Source organism: Kribbella sp. NPDC043289 (assembly GCF_056436705.1).
In genome coordinates, this window is the sequence record NZ_JBWKCB010000013.1 from 1 (window position 1) to 23,842 (window position 23,842).

25 protein-coding genes are annotated in these 23,842 nt (G+C 68.7%); 15 read left to right on the forward strand and 10 right to left on the reverse strand.

The window, feature by feature from the left end; translation table 11 throughout:
• Positions 1-99 precede the first annotated feature (99 nt).
• From AC0662_RS40515 to AC0662_RS40525, 3 genes are read left to right on the forward strand one after another with little or no spacing between them, the layout of a single operon-like run.
• Positions 100-873, forward strand: coding sequence for an ABC transporter ATP-binding protein (locus AC0662_RS40515; RefSeq protein WP_452197917.1), 774 nt, complete (start codon positions 100-102; stop codon positions 871-873).
• The gene (locus tag AC0662_RS40520) at positions 860-1,735 is read left to right on the forward strand and encodes an ABC transporter permease (RefSeq protein ID WP_478307314.1); all 876 of its coding nucleotides are present in this window, start codon (positions 860-862) and stop codon (positions 1,733-1,735) included. The genes AC0662_RS40515 and AC0662_RS40520 overlap by 14 nt, the downstream gene beginning before the upstream one ends.
• 26 nt (positions 1,736-1,761) lie before the next feature.
• On the forward strand, positions 1,762-2,160 hold the full coding sequence (locus AC0662_RS40525; RefSeq protein WP_452197913.1) for a PLD nuclease N-terminal domain-containing protein: 399 nt from the start codon (positions 1,762-1,764) through the stop codon (positions 2,158-2,160).
• Positions 2,161-2,166: 6 nt separating this feature from the next.
• On the opposite strand, the gene AC0662_RS40530 is transcribed toward AC0662_RS40525, so the two are convergent.
• From AC0662_RS40530 to AC0662_RS40545, 4 genes are all read right to left on the reverse strand, one after another.
• A complete protein-coding gene (locus AC0662_RS40530; RefSeq protein ID WP_141862871.1) occupies positions 2,167-2,460 on the reverse strand; it encodes a WhiB family transcriptional regulator in 294 nt (97 codons plus the stop codon).
• A 227-nt stretch (positions 2,461-2,687) separates the two neighbouring features.
• Positions 2,688-3,236 (reverse strand): histidine phosphatase family protein, encoded by a 549-nt coding sequence (locus AC0662_RS40535; protein WP_478307316.1) that lies wholly within the window; start codon positions 3,234-3,236, stop codon positions 2,688-2,690.
• A gap of 9 nt (positions 3,237-3,245) precedes the next feature.
• The gene (locus tag AC0662_RS40540) at positions 3,246-3,533 is read right to left on the reverse strand and encodes a hypothetical protein (protein WP_478307318.1); all 288 of its coding nucleotides are present in this window, start codon (positions 3,531-3,533) and stop codon (positions 3,246-3,248) included.
• A 131-nt stretch (positions 3,534-3,664) separates the two neighbouring features.
• On the reverse strand, positions 3,665-3,949 hold the full coding sequence (locus AC0662_RS40545) for a GNAT family N-acetyltransferase (protein ID WP_478307400.1): 285 nt from the start codon (positions 3,947-3,949) through the stop codon (positions 3,665-3,667).
• Between the two features lie 230 nt (positions 3,950-4,179).
• Between AC0662_RS40545 and AC0662_RS40550 the strand changes: the two genes are divergently transcribed.
• Together AC0662_RS40550 and AC0662_RS40555 are read left to right on the forward strand one after the other, a co-directional pair.
• Positions 4,180-5,259, forward strand: coding sequence for a 3-deoxy-7-phosphoheptulonate synthase (locus AC0662_RS40550; RefSeq protein ID WP_452197906.1), 1,080 nt, complete (start codon positions 4,180-4,182; stop codon positions 5,257-5,259).
• A gap of 172 nt (positions 5,260-5,431) precedes the next feature.
• Positions 5,432-7,537 (forward strand): phosphocholine-specific phospholipase C, encoded by a 2,106-nt coding sequence (locus tag AC0662_RS40555; RefSeq protein WP_478307320.1) that lies wholly within the window; start codon positions 5,432-5,434, stop codon positions 7,535-7,537.
• Positions 7,538-7,551: 14 nt separating this feature from the next.
• Here AC0662_RS40555 and AC0662_RS40560 read toward each other — a convergent pair whose 3' ends face one another.
• From AC0662_RS40560 to AC0662_RS40570, 3 genes are all read right to left on the reverse strand, one after another.
• A complete protein-coding gene (locus tag AC0662_RS40560; RefSeq protein WP_478307322.1) occupies positions 7,552-7,695 on the reverse strand; it encodes a LacI family DNA-binding transcriptional regulator in 144 nt (47 codons plus the stop codon).
• 61 nt (positions 7,696-7,756) lie between these two features.
• Entirely contained in the window at positions 7,757-8,245 is a 489-nt protein-coding gene (gene ybaK / locus AC0662_RS40565; protein WP_452197902.1) for a Cys-tRNA(Pro) deacylase, read from the reverse strand.
• The gene (locus tag AC0662_RS40570; protein ID WP_478307324.1) at positions 8,238-8,900 is read right to left on the reverse strand and encodes a helix-turn-helix transcriptional regulator; all 663 of its coding nucleotides are present in this window, start codon (positions 8,898-8,900) and stop codon (positions 8,238-8,240) included. The genes ybaK and AC0662_RS40570 overlap by 8 nt, the downstream gene beginning before the upstream one ends.
• A gap of 75 nt (positions 8,901-8,975) precedes the next feature.
• On the opposite strand from AC0662_RS40570, the gene folE reads away from it, so the two are divergent.
• Complete coding sequence (folE, locus tag AC0662_RS40575; RefSeq protein WP_452197898.1) at positions 8,976-9,587, forward strand: GTP cyclohydrolase I FolE; 612 nt, start codon at positions 8,976-8,978, stop codon at positions 9,585-9,587.
• 19 nt (positions 9,588-9,606) lie between these two features.
• Here the strand turns inward: folE and AC0662_RS40580 are convergent, their stop codons facing one another.
• The gene (locus AC0662_RS40580) at positions 9,607-9,924 is read right to left on the reverse strand and encodes a hypothetical protein (RefSeq protein ID WP_452197897.1); all 318 of its coding nucleotides are present in this window, start codon (positions 9,922-9,924) and stop codon (positions 9,607-9,609) included.
• A gap of 218 nt (positions 9,925-10,142) precedes the next feature.
• On the opposite strand from AC0662_RS40580, the gene AC0662_RS40585 reads away from it, so the two are divergent.
• Complete coding sequence (locus AC0662_RS40585; RefSeq protein ID WP_478307326.1) at positions 10,143-11,540, forward strand: 3' terminal RNA ribose 2'-O-methyltransferase Hen1; 1,398 nt, start codon at positions 10,143-10,145, stop codon at positions 11,538-11,540.
• On the forward strand, positions 11,540-14,062 hold the full coding sequence (locus tag AC0662_RS40590) for a polynucleotide kinase-phosphatase (protein WP_478307328.1): 2,523 nt from the start codon (positions 11,540-11,542) through the stop codon (positions 14,060-14,062). The genes AC0662_RS40585 and AC0662_RS40590 overlap by 1 nt, the downstream gene beginning before the upstream one ends.
• A gap of 1 nt (position 14,063) precedes the next feature.
• Here the strand turns inward: AC0662_RS40590 and AC0662_RS40595 are convergent, their stop codons facing one another.
• Entirely contained in the window at positions 14,064-14,690 is a 627-nt protein-coding gene (locus AC0662_RS40595) for a hypothetical protein (protein ID WP_478307330.1), read from the reverse strand.
• A complete protein-coding gene (locus AC0662_RS40600) occupies positions 14,687-15,316 on the reverse strand; it encodes a hypothetical protein (protein ID WP_478307332.1) in 630 nt (209 codons plus the stop codon). Before AC0662_RS40600 ends, AC0662_RS40595 begins: the two co-directional genes overlap by 4 nt.
• A gap of 143 nt (positions 15,317-15,459) precedes the next feature.
• Here AC0662_RS40600 and AC0662_RS40605 point away from each other — a divergent pair, with 143 nt between their 5' ends.
• From AC0662_RS40605 to AC0662_RS40635, 7 genes are read left to right on the forward strand one after another with little or no spacing between them, the layout of a single operon-like run.
• The gene (locus tag AC0662_RS40605) at positions 15,460-17,304 is read left to right on the forward strand and encodes a glycoside hydrolase family 127 protein (RefSeq protein WP_478307334.1); all 1,845 of its coding nucleotides are present in this window, start codon (positions 15,460-15,462) and stop codon (positions 17,302-17,304) included.
• Entirely contained in the window at positions 17,304-18,998 is a 1,695-nt protein-coding gene (locus AC0662_RS40610) for an ABC transporter substrate-binding protein (RefSeq protein WP_478307336.1), read from the forward strand. The genes AC0662_RS40605 and AC0662_RS40610 overlap by 1 nt, the downstream gene beginning before the upstream one ends.
• The gene (locus AC0662_RS40615; protein WP_478307338.1) at positions 18,995-19,951 is read left to right on the forward strand and encodes an ABC transporter permease; all 957 of its coding nucleotides are present in this window, start codon (positions 18,995-18,997) and stop codon (positions 19,949-19,951) included. The genes AC0662_RS40610 and AC0662_RS40615 overlap by 4 nt, the downstream gene beginning before the upstream one ends.
• Complete coding sequence (locus AC0662_RS40620; RefSeq protein WP_452197883.1) at positions 19,948-20,931, forward strand: ABC transporter permease; 984 nt, start codon at positions 19,948-19,950, stop codon at positions 20,929-20,931. The genes AC0662_RS40615 and AC0662_RS40620 overlap by 4 nt, the downstream gene beginning before the upstream one ends.
• The gene (locus AC0662_RS40625) at positions 20,928-21,731 is read left to right on the forward strand and encodes an ABC transporter ATP-binding protein (protein ID WP_478307340.1); all 804 of its coding nucleotides are present in this window, start codon (positions 20,928-20,930) and stop codon (positions 21,729-21,731) included. The genes AC0662_RS40620 and AC0662_RS40625 overlap by 4 nt, the downstream gene beginning before the upstream one ends.
• Positions 21,728-22,549 (forward strand): ABC transporter ATP-binding protein, encoded by an 822-nt coding sequence (locus AC0662_RS40630; protein ID WP_478307342.1) that lies wholly within the window; start codon positions 21,728-21,730, stop codon positions 22,547-22,549. Before AC0662_RS40625 ends, AC0662_RS40630 begins: the two co-directional genes overlap by 4 nt.
• On the forward strand, positions 22,542-23,819 hold the full coding sequence (locus AC0662_RS40635) for an alpha/beta fold hydrolase (protein ID WP_478307344.1): 1,278 nt from the start codon (positions 22,542-22,544) through the stop codon (positions 23,817-23,819). The genes AC0662_RS40630 and AC0662_RS40635 overlap by 8 nt, the downstream gene beginning before the upstream one ends.
• The last annotated feature ends 23 nt before the right edge of the window (positions 23,820-23,842 follow it).

The window sequence follows — 23,842 nt, forward strand, 5'->3', positions numbered from 1 at the left end:
CCACAAACACGGCTGACACATGACAACCACACCCAGCTCCCCTGGGCCTCCCGATCCTACGAATGACCGAATCAACCCAAGAAGAAAGGTATGGAACCCATGACCGCCATCGTGGACGCGCCGCCGAACCAACTCAGCCCGGTGCGGTTTCATCAAGTAGGCAAGGCGTTCGGGACCGGCAGCAAGGCAGTGGTCGCGCTCGACGGTGTCGACCTCGAGGTCGGCGCGGGTGAGTTCGTCTGCCTGCTCGGCGCTTCGGGCTGCGGCAAGACCACGCTGCTGAACCTGGTCGCTGGACTGGACCGGCCGACCAGCGGGCGCATCGAGATCAACTCCTCACGTCCGGCCGTCGTCTTCCAGGAGGCTGCGCTGATGCCGTGGCTGACGGCTGCCGGGAATGTCGAGTTGCCGCTGCGAATGGCCGGCGTACCGAAAGCAGAACGACGGGCGAAGGCAGCCGAGCTGCTCGAACTCGTCCGGCTCGGCGGGCTCGGCGACAAGCGCCCGCACGAGCTGTCCGGCGGGATGCGCCAGCGTGTCGCCCTCGCCCGGGCACTCGCGTCCACGACCGACTCCCGTGACGCGGGCAAGCCGTCGTTGCTGTTGATGGACGAGCCGTTCTCCGCGCTCGACGCGATCACGCGCGACGTCCTCCAGGGCGAGCTGCTGCGCATTTGGGAAGCGACCGGTACGGCGATCCTCTTCGTCACGCACGACGTCCGAGAGGCGGTGCGGCTCGGGCAACGCGTCGTACTGCTGTCGTCTCGGCCGGGGCGGGTCGTGCGCGAGTGGGACGTCGAGGACGCGCCGAACGCGGTGGACGAGATCAACACGGCGCTGCGAAAGGTGATCAGTAGTCATGCCGCAGCTTGAGGTCCAGGAAGGATCGGTCGAGGCCGGCCTGGATGCCCTCGACACCCCGGTCCACGCGCCCGAAGGATCACGGGTGCGGCGGATCGCCGCGCGCGTGCTGCCGCCCGTTGGGGCGATCGTCGTCCTGGTGGCGATCTGGCAGGCGTTGTGGGCGGCGGCGTTCTGGCCCGAGTTCAAGCTGCCCGCGCCGGTCGACGTCTGGGGCCAGATCTGGCAACTGGTGACCACCGGCCAGATCCTCGAGCTGTTCTGGGTGTCGGTGCACCGCGCCGTGATCGGGTTCGCGATCTCGCTGCTGATCGCCGTACCGCTGGGGCTCGCGATCGCGAACATCCAGGTCGTCCGGCGGGGGATCGGGCCGCTGATCTCGGGACTGCAGAGCCTGCCGTCGGTGGCCTGGGTGCCGGCCGCGATCCTCTGGTTCGGGCTGAACGACCGGGCGATCTACTGGGTCGTCCTGCTCGGCGCGGTGCCGTCGATCGCGAACGGGCTGGTGTCCGGACTCGACCAGGTGCCGCCGATCCTGCCGCGGGTCGGCAAGGCACTCGGCGCCGGTCGGTTGAGCGGCATCCGGTACATCCTGCTGCCCGCGGCGCTGCCCGGGTTCCTCGGCGGGCTCAAGCAGGGCTGGGCGTTCTCGTGGCGGTCGCTGATGGCGGCCGAGCTGATCGCGACCTCACCGGAGCTCGGTGAGGGCCTCGGACAGTTCCTGCACAACGGCATGTCGCTGTCGGACATCTCGATGGTGTTCGCCGGGATCGTGCTGATCTTCGTGGTCGGCGTCGGCATCGAACTGCTCGTGTTCAGGCCGCTGGAGACCAGCGTGCTGCGCGCGCGGGGACTCACCGCCTCCGCCCGCTGATCGGGTCCGCACCGTACTGTTGGAACGTGGTTCGATTTCTGCCGTTCCTGATCAGCCTCGTGCTCACCGTGTACGCGCTGTTCTCCTGCATCCAGACACCCGACGAAGACGTGCCGCACCTGCCCAAGCTGGTGTGGATCGTCCTGATCGTGTTCGTCCCGTTCGCCGGGCCGATCATCTGGCTGCTGATCTCGCGGACCCACGGCGGTCGCGCCGAGCCCGTCGTACGACGACCCTCGGCGCAGCCGCTCAGTCGGCCGCTGGCGCCCGACGACGATCCGGACTTCCTCAAGTCCCTGGACCGCTACCGGGACCCGCGCACGACCGTGAAGCCACCGGAGCCCGAGGACCCGAAGGACTCACCGAAGCCGAAGGACTCCAACGGCTCCGGTGACTCACCGACCGAGGACGACGGGTCTGCCTGAGATCAGCTAGGCCGACTTGCGGTGCTCGGGGAGGACGGGGTTGTCGCGCTCCGACTCGGTGGTGCCGCCCCAGACGCCGTACGGCTCACCGACCGACAGCGCGTGCTGCCGGCACTCGGGCTGAACGGGGCAGGTGCCGCAGAGCGACTTGGCCACCATCTCGCGTGCGCGTTTGCGAACGCCACGCTCCGATTCGGGTGAGAAGAAGAGCTCCGGGTTGACGTCCCGGCAGGCAGCTTGTGACTGCCAGTCCCACAGATCCATGAGCGGGCGGGGCAGGCGAGGCATCCCTCTCGACATGGCAACCTCCTTGACTCACCGTAAGCGCGGACGGGCGCTCGGTGAAAACTATGCTCATCTCTTACGTAGTTCAACCCTTGTTGTCTCGAAGTTCGGGCGCATTGTTATCGGCGCGCGCCGTCGCGGGCCGTGATCGGCCCTTTTCAGGCGGCGAGCGTGTTCACGTCACCACCAGGTGTGACATGAGTCACTTCAGCGATGCACAATCAGCTGCACGTGCAGATGCGTCAGGCGCCGTTTGAAGGGTCGTAGCGGTAGTACTCGTGGGCCCCGTGCGCGGTGTTCTTCTCGCCGGTCAACGCCCGGATCACGGTCGTGTGCGTGATCGCCAGCACCGGTCCGTCGGTGCTCGCGGTGTGCCGGGCGAGAGCGGCGCGGGCCCGCTCGCGAACGCGCGAGAGCGGCTCCCAAGGCCGCTGGATGCCGTTCGGCCACTCGCCGTCGTACGCCTCGAACTCGGCCTGCGCGGCGCGCACGTCGGCGGCGCCGCGCCAGAGTCCGTTGTGGTCCGGCAGCCAGTCGCGCAGGTCGTGGTCGACCTTCACGCCGAGGGCGAGCCGGTGGCCGATGATCGCGGCACTGTGCAGGGCCCGCGTGAACGGGGAGCTGACCAGGTACGTCGCGCGGATGCCGCCGAGCAGGTCGGCAAGCTCTTCGGCCTGCTTCATCCCGACGGCGGTGAGGGGGGCGGAGTCGGCCGCCGTTCCCGGCCAGCCCCGGGAATCGATCGGCGCGTAGTCCGGCTCACCGTGCCGGACCAGATAGATCTGCGTCACGGGCATGTTCTACCGGAGATGCCGGGCCGCCGCCCATCCGCGCGGGTGACCGGGCGGCGTGAACGGGTCGGTGGCAGAGGGCGGGCGGATCTGGTGCAGCTCGTCGAAGAGGTTGTCGAGACCGGCCCGCGGCGCGGTCGGCGTCGCCTGCGCGTCGATCCAGCGGATCTCGGTCGCGCCCTGGTGGCCGTGCACGGCGAGGATTGCCTCGACGTTCGGCCAGACGGCTGTCGCCGGGTTGTCGCCGCGCCAGCGCAGGGCCACCGATCCGTCGGTGAACTCACATCCCTCCGCCACCACGCCGGTCCCCGACACACCGCTGGGATCCCGATACCGAACCAACTCAAAGGTCCGTGGCCTCACCACCTGCAGCACTCCCCGCTGTCTAGACCGTCTTGCAGCCCTCAACGAGCCCACACCACTCGTGGTTACTGCCCAGCAACCTCTCGCCGCATGAACATCCGCTGCACAGGGTCCAGCCCGAACTCGGTTTCCTTCGCCCGAATCACCAGCAGCCCAGGCGTGAGCTCATCAACCTCCACGAACCCGAGCCGCGCGTAGTACGGCCCGTTCCACGGGACACTCCGGAAGGTGCTGAGCGTCAGCGCCGGAAACCCCTGGTCGCCCGCCCACCGATCGACGTGATCGATCAGCCGCCGCCCGATCCCGTTGCCTTGGTACGCCGGATGCACGCTCACCTGCTCGACGGAAATCGTCTTGGTGGGCGGGACGGATGTTCATGGGTGCTATTGTCTGTCTCGTGAAGCGTTGCTATTGGCGATTTTTTGAGTGGCCGGCCTTGGTGCCGGGCGACTCAGCCGATTGCTGACGCCCACCCGCAGACACCAGAGCCGGCACGAAGGCAAGGACATCCGTCCTTGCCTTTTCTCGTTCCCAGCCGGCTGACTGCGATGCTTCGTGGCGACCGGCGGAAAGGTCCACCATGAACACCCTCCCCCGACCGAGCGAACAGACGCGCGTCGTCGACCGACGGATCGAGAAGACCGTCCCGCTGGTCACCCCGCAGGCCCTGCACGACGAGTACCCCCTCGACGACGACCTGGCCGGCACCGTCGCCGGCGGTCGCCAGGCAGTGGCCGACGTACTGAACGGCGTCGACGACCGGCTCGTGGTCGTGGTCGGCCCGTGCTCGGTGCACGACGCCGACGCTGCCCTCGAGTACGCCGGACGCCTCGCACCGGTCGCCGAGCGCCTCTCCGACGGCCTCCTGGTCGTGATGCGGGTGTACTTCGAGAAACCGCGCTCGACCCTCGGGTGGAAGGGCCTGATCAACGACCCGGGCCTGGACGGCTCCGGTGACGTGAACCGCGGGCTGCGGATCGCCCGGCAGCTCCTCGTCCAGGTCACCGAACTCGGACTCCCGGTCGGGTGCGAGTTCCTCGACCCGATCACCCCGCAGTACATCGCCGACACCGTCGGCTGGGGCGCGATCGGCGCCCGCACCGTCGAGAGCCAGGTGCACCGTCAGCTGTCCTCCGGCCTGTCGATGCCGATCGGGATGAAGAACCGCCCCGACGGTTCGGTCGCCACCGCGGTCGACGCCGTCAAGGCCGCCGCCGTACCGCACGTCTTCACCGGTATCGACCACGACGGCGCCCCCGCGATCCTGCACACCCGCGGCAACCCGGACTGCCATCTGGTACTGCGTGGCTCGGACAGCGGCCCGAACTACGACGCTGAGTCGGTCGCCGGTGCGGTCGAACTCCTCGGCAAGGCGGGCCTGCCCGAGCGGGTCGTCGTCGACGCCAGCCACGGAAACAGCCGCAAGGACCACCGCCGGCAGCCGGTCGTCGCCGAGGAGATCGGCGCGCAGGTCGCGGCCGGTAACAAGGCGATCGTCGGCGTGATGCTGGAGTCGTTCCTGCAGGAGGGCCGCCAGGAGCTCGACCCGACCCGCGAGCTGACCTACGGCCAGTCGATCACGGACGCCTGCATGGGTTGGGACACGACGGTAGAGACCCTGGAGAAGCTCCGGGACGCGGCAATCGCTCGACGCGGCTAGCTGTTCATCTGCAGGCCGCACAGCGGCTACAGGGCGATCCTAAGGTCCGGACCATGACTGTCTTGAATTCCGCGACTCCGTCGCGGGGGTCATTGGGCTTCAACTCCCGCCCTTCCCTCGTCGTTCCAGTCGCTTCGCTCCCTTCACTCCTCAGTCCAGGGCGGGAGGCCCAATGACCGGGATCTCCCGGCGCCTGGTGCTCGGTTCGGTGGCGGGTGGGGCAGCGGCTTCGCTGCTCCCACCGTCACTGCACACCGCGATGGCGCAACCTGTGCGGCGTGGTGGCCTGCGCGCGATCGAGCACGTGATCGTGCTGATGCAGGAGAACCGCTCGTTCGACCACTACTTCGGGACGCTGCGCGGCGTCCGTGGGTACGGCGATCGGCAGCCGCTGCGGCTGCGCAACGGCAAGAGCATCTTCCACCAGCCGAAATCCGGTGGTGGCGAGGTGCTGCCGTTCTCGCTCAGCAAGGCCGCCGCCGACGCGGGCCGGAAACCCGGCGACATCCAGTACCTCGGTGCGCTGGCGCACGGTTTCGGTGACGCCACCCAGGCCTGGGCCGGCGGCTGGAACGACGACTGGGTGCAGGCCAAGACGGCCGCCAGCCTGACCCACTACGAACGCCGCGACATCCCGCTGCAGTACGAACTCGCCGAGAACTTCACGATCTGCGACGCCTACCACTGTTCGGTCAACGGCTCGACGAACCCGAACCGCAACTACCTGTGGTCCGGCACCACCGGCAACGAGCCCGGTACGACGCAGCGCGCGGTCACGAATGCGGCGTACGACTACAATCACGCCGGCTACGACTGGACGGCGTACCCCGAGCGGCTCGAGAAGGCCGGGGTCTCGTGGCAGATCTACCAGGAGTGGGACAACTTCACCGACAACGCGGTCGAGTACTTCAAGACCTTCAAGGACATCGGTCACCGGATCCTGGCGAACGTGCCCGGCGGGTACCGCACGACCGAGGAGTTCTACGACAAGCTCTTCGCGAAGACTGAAGCCGACCGGACCGATGCGCTGAAGCAGCTGGACGCGGCCGTCGAGCAGCTGCCGGTCACGGACCAGAAGCTGTTCCGCAAGGCGATGTGCCGCTCCGAGCCGGAGTCGCTGGTCCCGCGGCTGCGGGCCGACATCAAGGCCGGCACCCTGCCGCAGGTCAGCTGGCTGGTCCCGTCCGCGGTCGACTCCGAACACCCCGGCTCGTCCACCCCGGTCGGCAGCGCGAACCTGATCTACGACGTCCTCGACGCGATCGCGTCCGACCCCGAGACCTGGTCGAAGACCGTGCTGTTCGTGAACTTCGACGAGAACGACGGGTACTTCGACCACGTCCCGCCGCCGGTCGCGCCGCAGCCGCCTTCGGGTGCCGGCGACGACTGGTACGCCGGTAAGCCGATCGGACTCGGCCCGCGGGTCCCGATGACCGTGGTGTCACCGTGGTCGGTCGGCGGGCACGTGAACTCGCAGGTCTTCGACCACACCTCGGTACTGCGCTTCCTCGAACGGTGGACCGGTGTCGAGGAGCCGAACATCAGCGCGTGGCGACGGACCGCCTGTGGCGACCTGACGTCCGCACTGGACTTCGACCGCAGCTACCGCCAGCCGTCCGTCGACCGGCCCGGTCCGGTGCCGGCGCCGATCGGCCGCTGGCACCCGACGCCGCCCGTCGACCAGGCGGTCCCGGTGCAGGAGCCCGGCCGGCGTCCGGCCCGCGCACTGCCTTACCAGCCGACGGTCTCGGGCTTCGTTGCCAGCGGCAATCTGATGTTGGCCCTCAGCAACCATGGCGCGCAGTCGGCACACTTCGCCATCTACCCGTACGGCGGCGAGTTGCCGGCGCCGGCGCACGTCGACGTCCACCACGCCGCGGCCGGGAAGACGCCGGGCGCGACACCGACCTCGGTCGCGATCCCGGTCGACGGCCCGTTCGAGCTCGCGATCCAGGGCCCGAACCGTTTCTGGGCGGAGATCGCCGGCTCGTCCGACGGCGCGGCGGCCGGCCTGGACGTGCGGATCGAGAACCGGGCGGGCGCGCTGCAGCTGCACCTCGTCAACACCTCGCGGAAGCCGCTGACGGTCAAGCTCAACGCCCGCGGGTACGCGAGCAAGACCACGACGCTCGACCTGCGCGGCAAGCAGACCCGGCCGATCTTCTGGCCGACCGATCACGGCTGGTACGACGTCGAGGTCACCACCGCGGACGACACGACGTACCGACGCCGATTGTCCGGCCACCTGGAGACCGGGAAACCAAGTATCACCGGCTGACGCAGCCGCAGGACTCACGGTGCATGATCTCCGCAGGCAGCCGGACTGCCTGCGGAGACGTGCCCGGGTCGTTCATCCGGCCGGGTCCCGTTGACGACGTGCGAGACCGTGCTCACCGATACGCCGGCGGGGCGTGCGACCTCGGTCATCGTGACCATCAGTCGTATGGTCGTCGCTCTCCGTGCTATCGCGCAAGAGATGACGCAAGTGCGCCGGCTGTCAGCGGGCGATCGCCGCTGTGAGCGCCCTGGTCACGCTGATCAGCGCGGCGGGGGACAGGCCGATGTCGAGACCGCGCCGGCCGCCCGACACGTAGACCGTCGGGTGCTCGGTGGCGGTGCTGTCGACGACCGTGGGCAGCGCGCGCTTCTGGCCGATCGGGCTGATCCCGCCGACGACGTACCCGGTGCTGCGTTCGGCGGCGGCCGGTTCGGCCATCACCGCTTTCTTGCCGCCGGCGGCGGCCGCGATCGCCTTCAGGTCGAGCTGCTTGCCGACCGGTACGACGCCGACGGTGAGCTTCCCGTCGACCTCGACGAGCAGCGTCTTGAACACCTGCTCCGGCGCCAGCCCGAGCGCTTCCGCGGCCTCCAGCCCGTACGACTTGGCCGCTGGGTCGTGTTCGTAGGTGTGCGTCGTGAACTCGACCTTTGCCTTGGTCAGCGCGACCGTCGCCGGCGTCCCCTGACTCTGCTTGCCCTTAGCCACGATCCGACTGTACGAGACGCACGCAGCAATGACCGGTGCCGGGAGCGAGCTCGGCCTGGAGTGGTGCGTCCAGACTCGCCAGCAGACCGGCGACCAGGTGCAGGTTCATTCCGCAGACCAGTTGCGGGTGGGCTCCGGCGAGTCGGCGGAAGGGGCAGTTGGCCAAGGTGATCCCGTCCTCGTCCGGACGCGGTTCGAAGCCGTTCGCTTCCAGTGCCTCGAGCAGAGTAGAGCCGGAGCGGCCGAGGGTTTCGCCGTACTCGCGGGCTCGGCGGTTGACCGCGTCGCGGGGCGAGCTGCCGGTCTCCTCGGCGTCCTGGATCGCCGCGGCGAGCAGGTGGCCCGCGACGGCGTACTGGCGTTCGGGGAGGGCGATCTCGATCTCCCGGTCGGAGCGGTGGTACAGCTTCGCGGGCCGCCCCGCGCCCGGGCCGGTCCGGCCGCTGCGGCGCTCGTAGCCGGTGTCGAGCAGCCCTTCCTCGGTGAGCTTGTCGAGGTGGAACGCGGCGGTGGTCCGGGGGATCCCGAGGGCGGTCGCGGCGTCGTCGCGGCTGACCGGGGCCGGCGCGCCCGCGACGTACTCGTAGAGGCGCCGCCGCGTCGGCTCCTCCAGCGCGGCGATCGCCTGAAGCCGAGCGTCCCAGGAGATGTCCACGGAATGATTCTATCGACAACTTCGGTTGGATAAACAGTATGATGGCTGTTCACTGATACTTCAGGGAGTGTGCAGATGGCGATCTCGGCCGACCTCGAGTCCGTCCCCCTCCATATCGTCGCCCGCCGGGAGGAGATCGATCTTCCCGCCGCGGAGCGCGCCGTCGCGGACCTGCTGACCGCCCTCGGGCGGGATCCGCGGAGCGCGCACCTCGCGGACACCCCGCGCCGGGTCGCGAACGCGTACGCCGAGATGCTCACCCCCCGCGAGTTCGAGCTCACCACCTTCCCCAACGACGAGGGGTACGACGAACTCGTCCTGGCCAAGGACATCCCGGTGCAGTCGCTGTGCGAGCACCACCTGCTGCCGTTCCAGGGCGTCGCCCACGTCGGGTACCTGCCGGGCGACCGGATCCTCGGGCTGTCGAAGCTGGCGCGCGTGGTGGAGCTGTTCGCCCGCGATTTCCAGGTGCAGGAGCGGCTGACCAAGCAGGTCGCCGACTGGCTGCAGGATCACCTGGACCCGAAGGGGGTCGGCGTGGTGATCGAGGCCGAGCACCAGTGCATGTCGCTGCGTGGGGTCCGCGCGACCGGATCGCGGACGGTTACGTCGGCATTGCACGGCGTACTGCGCAACAACCCCAGCTCGCGTCAGGAGTTCTTCGCCCTCACAGGTCTGACCCCCTGACGCTCGCAGGCGCGGTGCGTCAGGCCGACGCGGCCGTTGGGTGCTGGGTCCGCCGGCCGGTCGCGAGGATGTGGGTCAGTTCGCCGGGCAGGAGATCGGTGCCCGGGACCGGGTCCATCTCGGAGACGTCCAGCCAGCGCACCACGGTGGCACCGCAGTGGCCGTGCACGGCGAGGATGGAGTCCAGGTCCGGCCAGACGGCCGTCGACGGGTTTGGGCCGTGCCAGCGGAGCGCCACCGAACCATCGGTGAAGACGCATCCTTCGGCGACGACGCCGGTCCCGGAAACCCCGCTGATGTCGGTGTAACGGACGAGTTCGAAGGTCTGGGGTTTCACCGGCTACACCCCGCGGGGCGCGAATGAGCTGCCATGATCCTTTCCCCGTTGTGACGTGGGTGGGTTTCGCCACAAACCGGGGACGTCTACCGAGTGTCAGCGGGGAAGGACGGTCCGTAGCGACTCATCTTCTCAGAACAAGCTAGATCGAATCTGCCCGAACACGCCAGCCTTCAAACCGCGTGTCTCTTTCAGTGACCCATGATCGAATACTGCAGGTGTTCCTCACCCTCGGTACCGATCTGGCCGGCGTCGGCGTCCCCGCGAGCGACTTCGGGTTCCTGTTGCACAAGAACCCGGCCCGGCCGCAGGCGATCGATGTCACCGGCGGATCGGCCCACGTGTTCTACCCCGAGGCGACCGCGGAGCGCTGTACGGCGGCCGTCCTGCTGGAGATCGACCCGATCGGCCTGGTGAAGGCCGGTCGCGGCAAGGCCTCCGAGGGCTTCACGCTCGGCCAGTACGTCAACGACCGCCCGTACGCCGCGTCGAGCCTGCTCGCGGTGGCCATCGGAAAGCTGTTCCGGACCGCGATGAACGGTCGCTGCGACGCCCGTCCGGAGCTCGCGGCGCGGGGGATCCCGCTGGAGATCCACCTCCCGGCGCTGCCGTGCAGCGGTGGCAACGACCTGGCGCAGCGGTTGTTCGCGCCGCTCGGCTGGACCGTCGACGCGCGCCCCGTCCCGCTCGATCCGGAGATCCCGGCGTGGGGTCCTTCGCGGTACGTCGACCTGCGCCTCACCGGCGTACTGCGGCTGGCCGACGCGCTGAACCACCTGTACGTGATGCTCCCGGTGCTCGACGACGCCAAGCACTACTGGGTCGGGTCGGACGAGGTCGACAAGCTCGTCCGGGCAGGCGAGGGCTGGCTCGCCGAACACCCCGAGAAGGAACTGATCTCGCGCCGCTACCTCGCGCACCGGCGCTATCTGATGGACGCAGCATTGGAGAAGCTGGCCGAGGCGGACGGCGTCGAGCTCCCCGAAGACAGCCCCGAAGAGGGCTCGGTGTCACTGGCCGTGGAGCGGCGTACGACGGTGGCCGCCGTACTGCGGGAGCTCGGCGCCCGGCGGATCGCGGACATCGGCTGTGGCGAGGGAGCCCTGGTCGGCGAGCTGCTCAAGGACCCGATGATCGGCGAGCTGATCGCGACGGACGTGTCGGTACGGGCGATGCTCGCGGCCAAACGGCGGCTGCACTACGACGACCTGCCGGACCGGCAGCGAGATCGGCTGAAGTTCCTGCAGTCCTCGGTGACGTACGCCGACGAGCGGCTCGCCGGCCTGGACGCGGTCGTGCTGATGGAGGTCGTCGAACACGTCGACCCGCCGCGGCTGCCCGCGCTGGCCCAGTCGATCTTCCGGGCTGCCCGTCCGGGAGCTGTCGTGATGACCACGCCGAACAGCGAGTACAACGTCCGCTTCCCGTCGCTTGCCGCCGGCAACTTCCGGCACCCCGACCACCGGTTCGAGTGGACTCGCGCGGAGTTCGAGGGGTGGGCTGGCGAGGTTGCCGCGACGTACGGGTACTCGGTCGAGTTCCGGCCGGTCGGTGCGGTTGATGCCGAGGTCGGTGCGCCGACGCAGCTGGCGTTGTTCCGGCGGGAGGAGGCGTGATGACCATCGACGTACCTGCGCTGTGTCTGGTGGTGCTCGTGGGCGCGAGCGGGTCCGGGAAGTCCACGTTCGCGCGCCGGCACTTCCTGTCGACCGAGGTGATCTCGAGCGACTTCTGCCGCGGTCTGGTGTCCGACGACGAGAACGACCAGGCCGCGACGAAGGACGCCTTCGAGGTCCTGCACTTCATCGCGGGCAAGCGGCTCGCGGCCGGGCGGCTGACCGTGATCGACGCGACCAACGTGCAGCCGGAGGCCCGCAAGGAACTGGTGAACCTGGCCCGTGAGTACGACGTACTCCCGGTCGCGATCGTCCTGGACCCGCCGGAGCGGGTCTGTGTGGAGCGGAACGAGCAGCGGTCCGACCGGCAGTTCGGCGCGAAGGTGGTGGTCCGGCAGCGGTCGCAGCTGAAGCGTGGTCTGCGCAGCCTCAAGCGCGAGGGTTTCCGGACCGTGCACGTGCTGAACAGCGTCGAGGAGATCGATGCCGTCAGCATCGAACGCACCAAGCTGTACAACGACCTGACCGATCAGACCGGTCCGTTCGACGTGATCGGGGACGTGCACGGCTGCCGTCCCGAGCTCGAGCGGCTGCTCGCCGACCTCGGATACACGCTGACCCGCGACGCCGCCGGCCGGCCGGTCGACGCGGTGCACCCGGACCGGCGAGCGGTATTCGTCGGTGACCTGGTCGACCGCGGTCCCGACAGTCCCGGCGTACTCCGGCTGGTGATGGGGATGGTTGCCGCGGGCCACGCGTACTGCGTCCCGGGCAACCACGAGGACAAGCTGCTGCGCGCGCTCCGCGGCAAGAACGTGAAGATCAGCCACGGCCTGGAGACCACCCTGGAACAGCTCGCCGGCGAGCCGGAGGAGTTCCGGAACGCGGTCGCGGCGTTCATCGACGGGCTGATCTCGCACTACGTCTTTGACGACGGCAAGCTGGTCGTCTCGCACGCCGGCCTGGTCGAGCGGATGCACGGACGGACCAGCGGCCGCGTCCGCTCGTTCTGCCTGTACGGCGAGACGACCGGGGAGACCGACGAGTTCGGGCTGCCGGTGCGCTACCCGTGGGCGAACGACTACCGCGGTCGCGCGATGGTCGTCTACGGTCACACGCCGACGCCGGAGCCGGAGTGGATCAACAACACGATCTGCCTGGACACCGGCGCCGTCTTCGGTGGATCGCTGACCGCACTGCGGTACCCGGAGCGCGAGCTGGTGTCGGTGCAGGCGGCCGAGGAGTACTACGCCCCGGCCAAACCATTGCACGTGGCAACGGCACCGGAGCGCGAACCCGACGTACTCGAACTGACCGACGTCACCGGTCGCCGGGTGATCGAGACCGGGACGCACGGGCGGTTGAGCGTCCGCGCCGAGCAGGCCGGGGCGGCGCTCGAGGTGATGAGCCGGTTCGCGATCGACCCGCGGTTCCTGCTGTACCTGCCGCCGACGATGAGCCCGGTCGCGACCTCGCCGGAGCCGGGGCTGCTGGAGCACCCGCGGCAGGCGTTCGAGGCGTTCCGCGGGCAGGGCGTCACCGAGCTGGTGTGCGAGGAGAAGCACATGGGCTCGCGCGCGGTCGTACTGCTCACCCGGGACGACGACGTCGCCGAGAAGCGCTTCGGACTGGCCGGCCGCGGCGCGATCCACACCCGGACCGGACGCTCGTTCTTCGACGCCGGCCTGACCGACGAACTCCTGCTCCGGCTGCGTGCTGTCGTCGCGGACGCGGGTGTCTTCGACGAGCTGGACACATCCTGGCTGTTGCTCGACGCCGAGCTGCTCCCGTGGAGTGCGAAGGCCGAGGACCTGCTCAGGAACCAGTACGCCGCCGTTGGTGCGGCCGCCCGTACGTCGTTGCCCGCCGCAACCGCAGCGCTACGATCCGCTCGGGACGCCGGGCTGGATGTCGGCGGGCTGCTCGCGACGAACGAGCAGCGGATGGCGAACGCGGAACGGTTCACCGCGGCGTACCGGCGGTACTGCTGGCCGACCGACGGGCTCGACGGGGTGCGGCTGGCGCCGTTCCAGGTGCTCGCGTCCGAGGGGGCGACGTACCAGGACCGGCCGCATGCTTGGCACCTCGGCGTGGCCGACCGGATGGTTGCCGCGGGCCCGGAGCTGATCCTGCAGACCCGGCGGCTGTTCGTCGACGCTGACAACTGGGACGCCGGGATCGCGTGGTGGGAGGAACTCACCGGCGCCGGGGGAGAGGGCATGGTGGTGAAGCCGGCCGCCAACCTCACCCGGACGGCGAAGGGGATGGCGCAGCCGGGGCTGAAGGTACGCGGGCAGGAGTACCTGCGGCTGATCTACGGGCCGGACTACACCGAGCCGGCGAACTTCAGCCGGTTGCGCGACCGGAACCTCGGTCACAAACGCTCGCTCGCGCTCCGCGAGTACGCGCTCGGTCTGGAAGCGCTCGACCGCGCCACCCGCGGCGAACCGCTGTGGCGGATCCACGAGTGCGTCTTCGCCGTCCTCGCCCTCGAGTCGGAGCCGATCGACCCACGCCTCTAAGTCACTGCCGCCGTCGCGCGATGACCACGGTCGCCAGTGCGATCAGCAGCATGACGACTGGCAGCGCGGCGAAGGCCCCGAAGTCGAGGGCCGAAATCGTCGTGAGGCCAACGGTGGGGAGAAGGGCCAGCGTCACCGGGATCACCGCTCGGGGGTCGCCGCGCTGGACGTCGTACAGGACCAGTGGCGCGAGGAGCCAGAGGGCGAGCAGGACGAGGTAGGTAACCACCTGGCCGGGTTTGGGGTTGAGCCCGATCGCGCTGATGAGCCAGCCGAGTCCGCCGAGGGCGAGAGCGATGACGGCGATCGCTGTCGGCAGCCAGCGGCGGACGGCCGGGAGGTCGAGGGTTCGACGTCTCAGGGCCACGGCGATGTAGCAGCCGAGGATCACGAGCTGCGTCCCGGCTGTGATGAGCAGCAGGATCCATGCGGTGCTGGATCCCGTGATCGTGTCCAGGCTCGGGCAGGGTTCGTCGTCGTAACAGACGTCGTAGTCGGGCAGCGGTAGCCACAGATCGGCTGCGAGGAGCAGGGGGAGACTCAGTACGCTCACTGCGGCCGTGACGCGGAACAGGTTGCCGGCCGGCTTCCGCACGGGCCGCTGGAGGTCGAGACGTTCGGCGGTCATGTTCGCGCCTGTCGGGATCGGCGGACGATCGCAACCGAGACGACGGCGATCACGAGCATGAGGGGCGGCAAGGCCGCGGGCGGGACCTTCGGGAGCGCGCCCATGCTGACGAACGCGGTGGGGAGCAGCCCGAGGGCTACTGGAATCACCGCACTCCGGTCGCCGCGATGGACGCCGTACAGCACCAGGGGAGCGAGCAGCCACAGGCCGAGCAGGATCAGATAGCCCTTCCCTGGTGAGCTGCCGCCGTGGTTGGTGGGCGCTTCCAACCAGCCTCCGAGTCCCACCACGGCGAGAACGACGACGCCGATCGCGGTCGGCACGGCGCGGAACGCCACGCTCCGCGCGAGTCTGCCGCGTGCCGTCGCCAGGACGAGGTAGCCGCCGATCAGCAGGAGTTCGACGCCGGCGGTCGTGCCGAGGACGAACGCGGTATAGACCTCGGGAAGGATGAGCTCCTCACACTCCGGCCAGGGCCGGCATCGGCCGGCATGCGTGGCGATCTGCAGGACATAGGACGCGATGGCCAGTGGGATCGACAGGGCCACGACCACCGCGGTGACGCGGAACAGATGGCCGGCGGGCCTTCCGACCGGGCGGCCGAGGTCGAGGGGCGTGGCGGTCACGGGACCACACTGTCGGTCGAGGGGGCCACCGGGGGGATGACGCGGCGGACGATGCGGCGATCTCCGACGTCGATGGTTTCCGGCGTGTAAACGTCTTCCGTTTGCTCTTGGCAAGGTGTGACATTGCACTTAAGGTCAGTGCAATGTCACACGGTACAGAGGTGAAGGTCGCGCTGACCGGCGGTGTGCTGCACGCCTGGCAGCAGCGCAACCGGACGGCGACGATCCCGCACGCGATCGCCGAACTGCGCAAGGCCGGGAACCTGGAGAACCTCCGCCGGCTGACCGATCCGTCGGTCGGGCCGTACCGCGGGCGGTACCCGTTCCTGGACACGGATCTCTACAAGACCCTCGAGGGACTCGCCTACGAGATCGGCCGCGACGACGCGCCGGCCGGGGCGCGGGAGTTCTACGACGAGGTCGTCGAGCTGCTCGCCCAGGCGCAGGCCGACGACGGCTACCTGAACTCGTACTTCCAAGACCCGGACCAGCCCAAGCAACCTTGGTCGGACCTCGGCTGGGGACACGAGCTCTACAACCTCGGCCACCTGATCCAGGCAGCCGTCGCTGCCGCGCGTCAGCTCGGTGACGACCGACTACTGATCACCGCGCGCAAATTCGCCGACCTGGTGGTCGCGAAGTACGGCGAGCAAGGTGAGGAAGTCGTCGACGGTCACCCCGAGGTCGAGATGGCGCTTGTCGAGCTTTATCGTGAAACCGGCGACGCGGACTACCTCACCCAGGCCCGGCTGTTCGTCGATCGTCGCGGCCGGGGGAAGCTCAAGCACACGATCTTCCCGGGGGAGTACTTCCAGGACCACGTGCCGTTCCGCGAGCTGCCGTCGGTCACCGGGCACGCCGTACGGATGGCGTATCTCGCGGCCGGTGCGACGGACGTCCACCTGGAGACGGGCGATCCGACGTTGCTCGCAGCGCTCGAGCGGCTGTGGGACGACATGGTCGCCACCAAGCTGTACCTCACCGGCGGACTCGGCAGCCGGCACTCCGACGAGGCGATCGGCGACCGCTACGAGTTGCCGTCCGAGCGCGCGTACGCCGAGACGTGCGCGGCGATCGCGACGATGCAGTGGGCCTGGCGGATGTTCCGCGCGACCGGCAAGGCGTCGTACCTCGATGTCTACGAGACCGTGCTCTACAACGCTTACGCGGTAGGGCTTTCGGCCGACGGTACGGCGTTCTTCTACGACAACCCGCTGCAGCGCCGGCCGGACCACGAGCAGCGTTCCGGCGCCGAGGACGGTGGTGAGCTGCTCCGGCGCGCGTGGTTCGGCTGCCCGTGCTGCCCGCCGAACATCATCCGCTGGATGTCCGAACTCCAGGACCACGTCGCTCTCGAGCACGACAACACCTTGTACGTCGGGGTCTACGCCGACGCCCGCATCACCGCCGGGGATCTCACCGTCACGGTCGCCACAAACTACCCGTGGAACGGAGAGATCGCGCTCACCGTCGAGGAAGCACCGGCCGACGAACGCGGGATCGCCCTGCGCATACCTGGCTGGTCAACAGGAGCCGACCTCGATGGTCTGCCCGTCAGCGCCGGGTGGACCGAGGTCCGGCGGGCGTTCGCGGCGGGCGACGTCCTGAAGCTGACGTTGCCGATGACACCGAGAGCGCACGGTTCGCATCCGTACCTCGATGCCACTCGCGGCGCGATCGCCGTTGCCCGCGGCCCGCTTGTTTATTGCGTCGAGCAACAAGACGTCGACGCCCCCGTGGACGACCTGCTGCTGAAGCCGGCCACCGTTGCGCGGGCGACAGCACGACAGCAGGACGACCACGTCGTACTGGAGCTGACCGGCGGTGTCGCAGCCGAGGCGTCTCCCGAGCTCTATCCAGTGATCACCGATACACCCCAGGACTCCGCCGAACACGAAGTGCCCGTGACGCTCACGCCGTACTTCCTCTGGGGAAACCGTCAGGCCCTGGCCATGCGTGTGTGGCTGCGAACCGAAAGAGACAACTGATGAAGAGAACTTCCATGCTGGTGGGGCTCGTGGCGTCGGCCGCGCTCGCGCTCAGTGCGTGCGGCGGCAATGCCACCGGAACGAAGAGTGAGTCGGCCGGTCCAGGGGCGAAGGCCGCGCAGGGCGGAACCCTCCAGGTGCTCGCGAACGCGGCGTTCTCGCACCTCGACCCGGCGCGCGGCTTCGACGGCGGCGTGAACAACTTCTACCGGTTGGTCTATCGCACGCTGACCACCCAGGGCGCCGCGCCCGGGGGCGACGGCACCAAGATCGTCCCGGACCTGGCGACCGACACCGGTAAGCCGTCCGACGATGGCAAGACCTGGACGTTCACGCTGAAGGACGGCCTGTTCTTCGAGACCGGTGCGCCGATCACCAGCGCGGACGTGAAGTGGGGCGTCTCGCGGGCCTGGGATCCGGAGATCGGCATCGGCTCGCCGTACGCGAAGCAGTTGATCGAGGCGCCCGCGTCGTACCAGGGCCCCTACAAGTCGGGTGAGCTGTCGACGATCGAGACGCCGGACGCGAAGACGATCGTGTTCCACCTGAAGAAGCCGTTCGCGGACTTCGGCAGCGTGGTCGCGCAGAACACCTTCACCCCGGTGCCGAAGGGCCAGGGCGCCGGCAACCAGCTGGACAGCAAGCCGATCTCGTCCGGCCCGTACAAGCTCGCCGACTACAAGCCGGGCGCGTCGCTGAAGCTGGTCCGCAACGACAAGTGGGACAAGAAGACCGACGACGTGCGGACGGCGAACCCGGACGCGTTCCAGTGGACGTTCGGACTCGACCCGGCGACGATCGACGAGCGGATGATCGCCGGCCAGGGGACCGACGCCGACGCGATCGCCGGGACCGTCCAGGCCGCGACGGTGGCCCGGATGCAGACCCCGCAGCTCAAGCAGCGCACGATGACGGGCATCAACGGCTGTACGACGTACATGGGCCTGAACGTCACGAAGAAGCCGCTGGACAACGTGAAGGTCCGGCAGGCGATCAACCTCGCGATCAACAAGCAGACGGTCCGCGACGCGGACGGCGGTTCGGCGCTCGCCGAGATCGGCACCAGCATCCAGCCGCCGACGATCACCGGCCGGGTGGACTACGACCCGTACCCGAGCCCGGACGACAAGGGTGACGTCGAGGGCGCCCGCAAACTGCTCACCGAGGCCGGCTTCGCGGACGGGTTCACGATGACGCTCGACACCCGCGCGCAGCCGAAGATGCAGGCGATGGCGGTCGCGATCCAGCAGGCGCTCGAGCCGCTGAAGGTCACCGTGAAGATCAACACCATCGACACCGCGACGTACTACGAGGTCATCGGGACCACGTCGCAGCAGCACGACGCGGCGATCACCGGCTGGTGCCCGGACTGGCCGTCCGGCGCGACCTTCCTGCCGCCGCTGTTCGACGGCCGCAACATCACCCCGAAGGGCAACACCAACCTGTCGCAGCTGAACGACCCGGGCGTGAACGCGAAGATCGACGAGATCTCCAAGCTCACCGACGTCACCGCGGCGAACAAGGCGTACGGCGACCTCGACAAGCAGATCATGGAGCTCGCGCCGGTCGTCCCGCTGCTCTACGAAAAGGTGCTGATGCTGGTCGGCACCAACATCGGCGGCGCCTACCTGCACGACGGGTTCTCCGGTGGCATCGACCTGGTGTCGGTCGGCCTCAAGGACGCCGGAAAGTGACAACCGCCCCGACCCTTGCCGAACTCGAGGAGGCGGTGCCGCCGGGGCCGCCGGCACCGCCCGCCTCGGGCAAGCGGGTGCTCACCAAAGTCACCCGGGACAAGGGCGCGCTGGCCTGCCTGGTGTTCCTCGCGCTCGTGGTCCTGATGGCGATCGCGGCGCCGCTGATCACCAAGCTCAGCGGCTGGGGGCCGTATGCGTTCGACTCGGCCGCGATCATCTCCGACCTCGGCGGCCTGCCGCGCGGTCCGCTCGGCGGGATCAGCGGCTCGCACTGGTTCGGTGTCGAGCCGCAGAACGGCCGCGACCTGTTCGCCCGGATCGTGTACGGCGCGCGCGTGTCGATCACGATCTCGCTGTCGGCCACGCTGCTGACCGGGATCCTCGGCGTCGTGCTCGGCATGCTCGCCGGGTTCTACCGCGGCTGGGTGGACCAGGTGATCTCCCGGGTGATGGACTTCCTGATGGCGTTCCCGGCGCTGATCTTCATGATCGCGATCCTGTCGTCGCTGCCGTCCGGGAACCGGCCGGTGCTGCTGGTCGTGGTGATCAGCGCGTTCGGCTGGCCGTACCTGGCCCGGGTGATCCGCGGCCAGACGATGACGCTGGCGAACCGGGAGTTCGTCGAGGCGGCGCGGGCGTCCGGCGCGAAGGACTCCCAGGTGGTGTTCCGGGAGATCCTGCCGAACCTGCGCGGCTCGATCGTGGTGATGACGACGCTCGCGATCCCCGGCTACATCGGCACCGAGGCCGGCCTGTCGTTCCTCGGCGTCGGCGTCTCGCCGCCGACCGCGTCCTGGGGCCAGATGATCGCGAGTTCGGTGAGCTGGTACTCGGTCGACCCGATGTTCTTCGCGATCCCCGGTCTCTTCCTGTTCCTCACCGTCCTCTCGCTGACCGTCCTCGGCGACAAGATCCGCACCCTCATCGACCAGGGGGAGGCAGCCGCATGACGCGCTACATCCTCGGTCGGCTCGGTGGCGTCGTACTGATCCTGCTGGCCGTTTGTCTGTTCACGTATCTGATCTTCTTCAAGCTGTCGCCGGATCCGGCCGTGATGATCTGCGGGAAGACCTGTACGCCGGAGCGGATCAACTCGATCCGGGACGTGCTCGGGCTGAACCAGCCGATCCTGACCCAGTTCTGGGAGTTCCTGCGCGGGATCTTCGCGGGCCGCGAGTACGGCTCGGTGCACTGTCCGGCACCGTGTCTCGGGTACAGCTTCCAGACCAACGAGTCGGTGTGGAGCATGATCACCGCACGGCTTCCCGTCAGCATCACGGTCGCGGTCGGCGCCGCCGTACTCTGGCTGCTCGCCGGTGTGATCGGTGGTCTGGTCAGCGCGGTGAAGCAGGGGACGTGGTGGGACCGCACCGCGATGGGGCTCGCGCTCGGCGGCGTCAGCGTGCCGAACTACGTGCTCGCGCTGGTGCTGCAGTACGTCCTGGTCGTGAAGCTGCAGATCCTGCCGTTCCCGTCGGCGGTGTCGTTCGCCGACGATCCGGTCGTCTGGTTCGAGTCGTACCTGATGCCGTGGGTCGTGCTCGCCGTCGGCTACGCCTGTCTGTACGCACGGTTGACCCGGAGCAACGTGATCGACACCTTGTCCGAGAACTACTTCCGCACCGCCCGGGCCAAGGGACTCAACAGCTCGCTGATCATGCGCCGGCACGCACTCCGGCCCGCCCTGACCCCGATCACCACGATCTTCGGGATGGACTTCGCCGGCCTGCTCGGCGGCGCGCTGATCACCGAGACCGTCTTCGGGCTGAACGGGATCGGCAAGATGGCGGCCGACTCGATCGCCAAGAACGACCAGCCGGTGATCATGGCGGTGACGCTGCTCGCCGCGTTCTTCGTTGTCATCGGCAACGTTGTGGTCGACCTGTTGTACACGGCGCTGGATCCGCGGGTCCGGGTGGTGACGTCATGAGCGACGAGTTGTTCGTTGTCGACGATCTGACGGTCACGTTGCCGACCAGTCGCGGTCCGGTGGACGTGGTGAAGAACGTGTCGTTCACGGTCGGCCGGGACGAGACGCTGGGTATCGTCGGCGAGTCCGGATCGGGCAAGTCGATGACGGCGCTCGCCGTCCTCGGCCTGTTGCCCCGCGGGGCGCGGACGTCCGGCAGCGTGAAGCTGGACGGCGCCGAGTTGCTCGGCCGGTCGGAGCGGGAGTTCAGATCCGTGCGGGGCAACGCGATCTCGATGGTGTTCCAGGACCCGCTGTCGTCGCTGAACCCCTACTACACTGTGGGCCTGCAGATCGAGGAGATGTACCGGACGCACTGCGGCAGCTCCAAACGGGCCGCTCGGCAGGTGGCGATCGAGGCGCTCGAACGGGTCCGGATTCCCGACCCGGAACGGCGCGTCGATCACTATCCGCACCAGTTCTCCGGTGGCCAGCGGCAACGCGTGATGATCGCGATGGCGTTGTGCTGCTCGCCCTCGCTGCTGATCGCGGACGAGCCGACGACTGCGCTCGACGTCACCGTGCAGGCGCAGATCCTGGAACTCCTGCACGACCTGCAGGCCTCGACGGGTACCGGGATGGTGTTCATCACCCACGACCTGGCCGTGATCAGTTCGATCGCGCAGCGAGTACTGGTGATGCGGTCGGGTGACCCGGTCGAGTACGGGACGGCGGAAGCGGTGTTCTCGGATCCGCAGCACGAGTACACCCGGATGCTGCTGGACGCCGTACCGCGGATCGACGACGAGGTAGCGCTATGACACTGCTCGAGGTGAAGGGCGTGACGAAGGAGTTCGTCACGCGAGGCGAAGGGGCGATGGCGCGGAAGTCTACGTTCACCGCCGTCGACGACGTCAGCTTCGACGTCGAGCTCGGCGAGACCCTGGCCATCGTGGGGGAGTCCGGCAGTGGGAAGTCGACCACGGCCCGGATCGCGGCCCGGTTGCTGGAGCCGACCGGCGGTACGGTCGTGTTCGACGGGCAGGACGTGACGCGGGCCCGGGGCAAGGACCTGGCGACGTTCCGCAACAACGTGCAGGTGGTGTTCCAGGACCCGTTCTCGTCGCTGAACCCGCGGTACACGGTGGAGCGGATCATCACCGCGCCGCTGACCTACCAGGGCATCACGCCGAAGGGCGGGCGGCGGGCGTTCACACAGGAGCTGATGGAGCGGGTCGGGCTGGACCCGGACCACTGCCGGCGGTACCCGGCGCAGTTCTCCGGCGGGCAGGCGCAACGGATCGGGATCGCCCGGGCGCTCGCGGTGAACCCGAAGCTGGTGATCTGCGACGAGGCGGTGTCGGCGCTGGACGTGTCGATCCAGGCGCAGGTGCTGGAGCTGCTGATGCGGCTGCAGCGGGAGAGCGGGTTCAGCTACATCTTCATCGCGCACGATCTGGCCGTCGTCCGGCAGATCTCGCAGCGGGTGGCGGTGATGAACCGAGGCAGAATCGTGGAGTTGGGGTCGCGGGACCAGGTGTTCGGCGAACCTCGGGACGAGTACACGAAGACGCTGCTGGCCGCCGTACCGCGGATCAACCCGGAGTGGGACGCCAGACGGAGGAGACGCGATGGTTGAGTACACGATCCCTGGAATGCACGTTCGCGAGCACCTTGCCGAGGTGCCCCTGGACTGGTCGAAGCCAGGTAAGACCATCATGGTCTTCGCGCGCGAACTCGTCGACCCGACGCGCAAGGACGAGGACCTGCCGTGCCTGGTGTTCCTCCAGGGCGGTCCGGGCGGGAAGGGCCCGCGTCCGACGGGTCCGTCGGGGTGGGTCGGGCAGGCGCTGAAGAAGTACCGGGTCGTGCTGATGGACCAGCGCGGGACCGGACGGAGTACGCCGGTCAGCGGCCGGCTGATGGCGTCGATGTCCGCGCAGGAAGGCGCCGACTACCTGGCGTGCTTCCGGGCGGACTCGATCGTCGCCGACGCCGAGCACCTGCGGAAGACCGTGTTCGGCGGCAAACGCTGGTCGACCCTCGGGCAGAGCTACGGCGGATTCCTGACGCTCACCTACCTGTCGAAGGCACCCGAGGGACTGTCGGCCTGCTACGTGACAGGCGGGCTCGCATCGATCGACCCGTCGGCGGCCGAGGTGTATCGCCGTACCTATCCGCGGGTCGCGGCGAAGAACCGCGAGTTCTACCGGCGGTACCCGCACAACGTGGAGCAGGTCGGCAGGATCGCGGACCGGCTCGCGAGCGACGACGTACGGCTGCCGGACGGTGACCGGCTGACGGTCCGGCGGCTCCAGTCGCTGGGCATCGACTTCGGGATGAAGCCCGGGTACGAGCGCATCCACTGGCTGCTCGACGAAGCATTCGATGGGGACGAACTCTCGGACACCTTCCTGGGTCAGGTTCTCGCCTCGTCCTCCTACCTCGGGAACCCGCTCTTCGCGGCGCTCCAGGAGAGCATCTACGGCTCCGGCGACGGTGCGACTGCCTGGGCAGCCGAGGCGGAGCGGGCGCGGCGTCCGGAGTTCGCTGAGGACGCACGACCGCTGCTGTTCACCGGCGAGATGATGTACCCCTGGATGTTCGACGAGATCCGCGGGCTGCGGCCGTTCCAGGGTGCGGTCGAATTGCTCGCGCAGCGGCCGTCGTGGCCCGAGCTGTACGACCTCGACCGGCTCGCGGCGAACGACGTACCGGTGGCTGCCGCTGTCTACTTCGACGACATGTACGTCGACTCCGGGCTGCAGCTCGACACCGCCGGGCGGGTCGGGAACGTGCAGGCCTGGGTGACGAACGAGTACGAGCACGACGGCATCGGCGCGGACCGGGTGTTCGAGCGACTCACCGAGCTGGTCGCGTCCGTCGGGGGTGGCATCCCGAATCCGTGAGGTCCGGTGTTCACAATAGGCGG

What these genes read in the sequence shown, in the direction of transcription:
- AC0662_RS40515 (WP_452197917.1), top strand. Translation starts at nt 100, where the DNA reads ATGACCGCCATCGTGGACGCGCCGCCGAACCAACTCAGCCCGGTGCGG.
- AC0662_RS40520 (WP_478307314.1), top strand. Translation starts at nt 860, where the DNA reads ATGCCGCAGCTTGAGGTCCAGGAAGGATCGGTCGAGGCCGGCCTGGAT.
- AC0662_RS40530 (WP_141862871.1), bottom strand. Translation starts at nt 2,460, where the DNA reads ATGTCGAGAGGGATGCCTCGCCTGCCCCGCCCGCTCATGGATCTGTGG.
- AC0662_RS40550 (WP_452197906.1), top strand. Translation starts at nt 4,180, where the DNA reads ATGAACACCCTCCCCCGACCGAGCGAACAGACGCGCGTCGTCGACCGA.
- AC0662_RS40555 (WP_478307320.1), top strand. Translation starts at nt 5,432, where the DNA reads ATGACCGGGATCTCCCGGCGCCTGGTGCTCGGTTCGGTGGCGGGTGGG.
- AC0662_RS40560 (WP_478307322.1), bottom strand. Translation starts at nt 7,695, where the DNA reads ATGGTCACGATGACCGAGGTCGCACGCCCCGCCGGCGTATCGGTGAGC.
- folE (WP_452197898.1), top strand. Translation starts at nt 8,976, where the DNA reads ATGGCGATCTCGGCCGACCTCGAGTCCGTCCCCCTCCATATCGTCGCC.
- AC0662_RS40590 (WP_478307328.1), top strand. Translation starts at nt 11,540, where the DNA reads ATGACCATCGACGTACCTGCGCTGTGTCTGGTGGTGCTCGTGGGCGCG.
- AC0662_RS40595 (WP_478307330.1), bottom strand. Translation starts at nt 14,690, where the DNA reads ATGACCGCCGAACGTCTCGACCTCCAGCGGCCCGTGCGGAAGCCGGCC.
- AC0662_RS40605 (WP_478307334.1), top strand. Translation starts at nt 15,460, where the DNA reads ATGTCACACGGTACAGAGGTGAAGGTCGCGCTGACCGGCGGTGTGCTG.
- AC0662_RS40610 (WP_478307336.1), top strand. Translation starts at nt 17,304, where the DNA reads ATGAAGAGAACTTCCATGCTGGTGGGGCTCGTGGCGTCGGCCGCGCTC.
- AC0662_RS40620 (WP_452197883.1), top strand. Translation starts at nt 19,948, where the DNA reads ATGACGCGCTACATCCTCGGTCGGCTCGGTGGCGTCGTACTGATCCTG.
- AC0662_RS40625 (WP_478307340.1), top strand. Translation starts at nt 20,928, where the DNA reads ATGAGCGACGAGTTGTTCGTTGTCGACGATCTGACGGTCACGTTGCCG.
- AC0662_RS40630 (WP_478307342.1), top strand. Translation starts at nt 21,728, where the DNA reads ATGACACTGCTCGAGGTGAAGGGCGTGACGAAGGAGTTCGTCACGCGA.
- AC0662_RS40635 (WP_478307344.1), top strand. Translation starts at nt 22,542, where the DNA reads ATGGTTGAGTACACGATCCCTGGAATGCACGTTCGCGAGCACCTTGCC.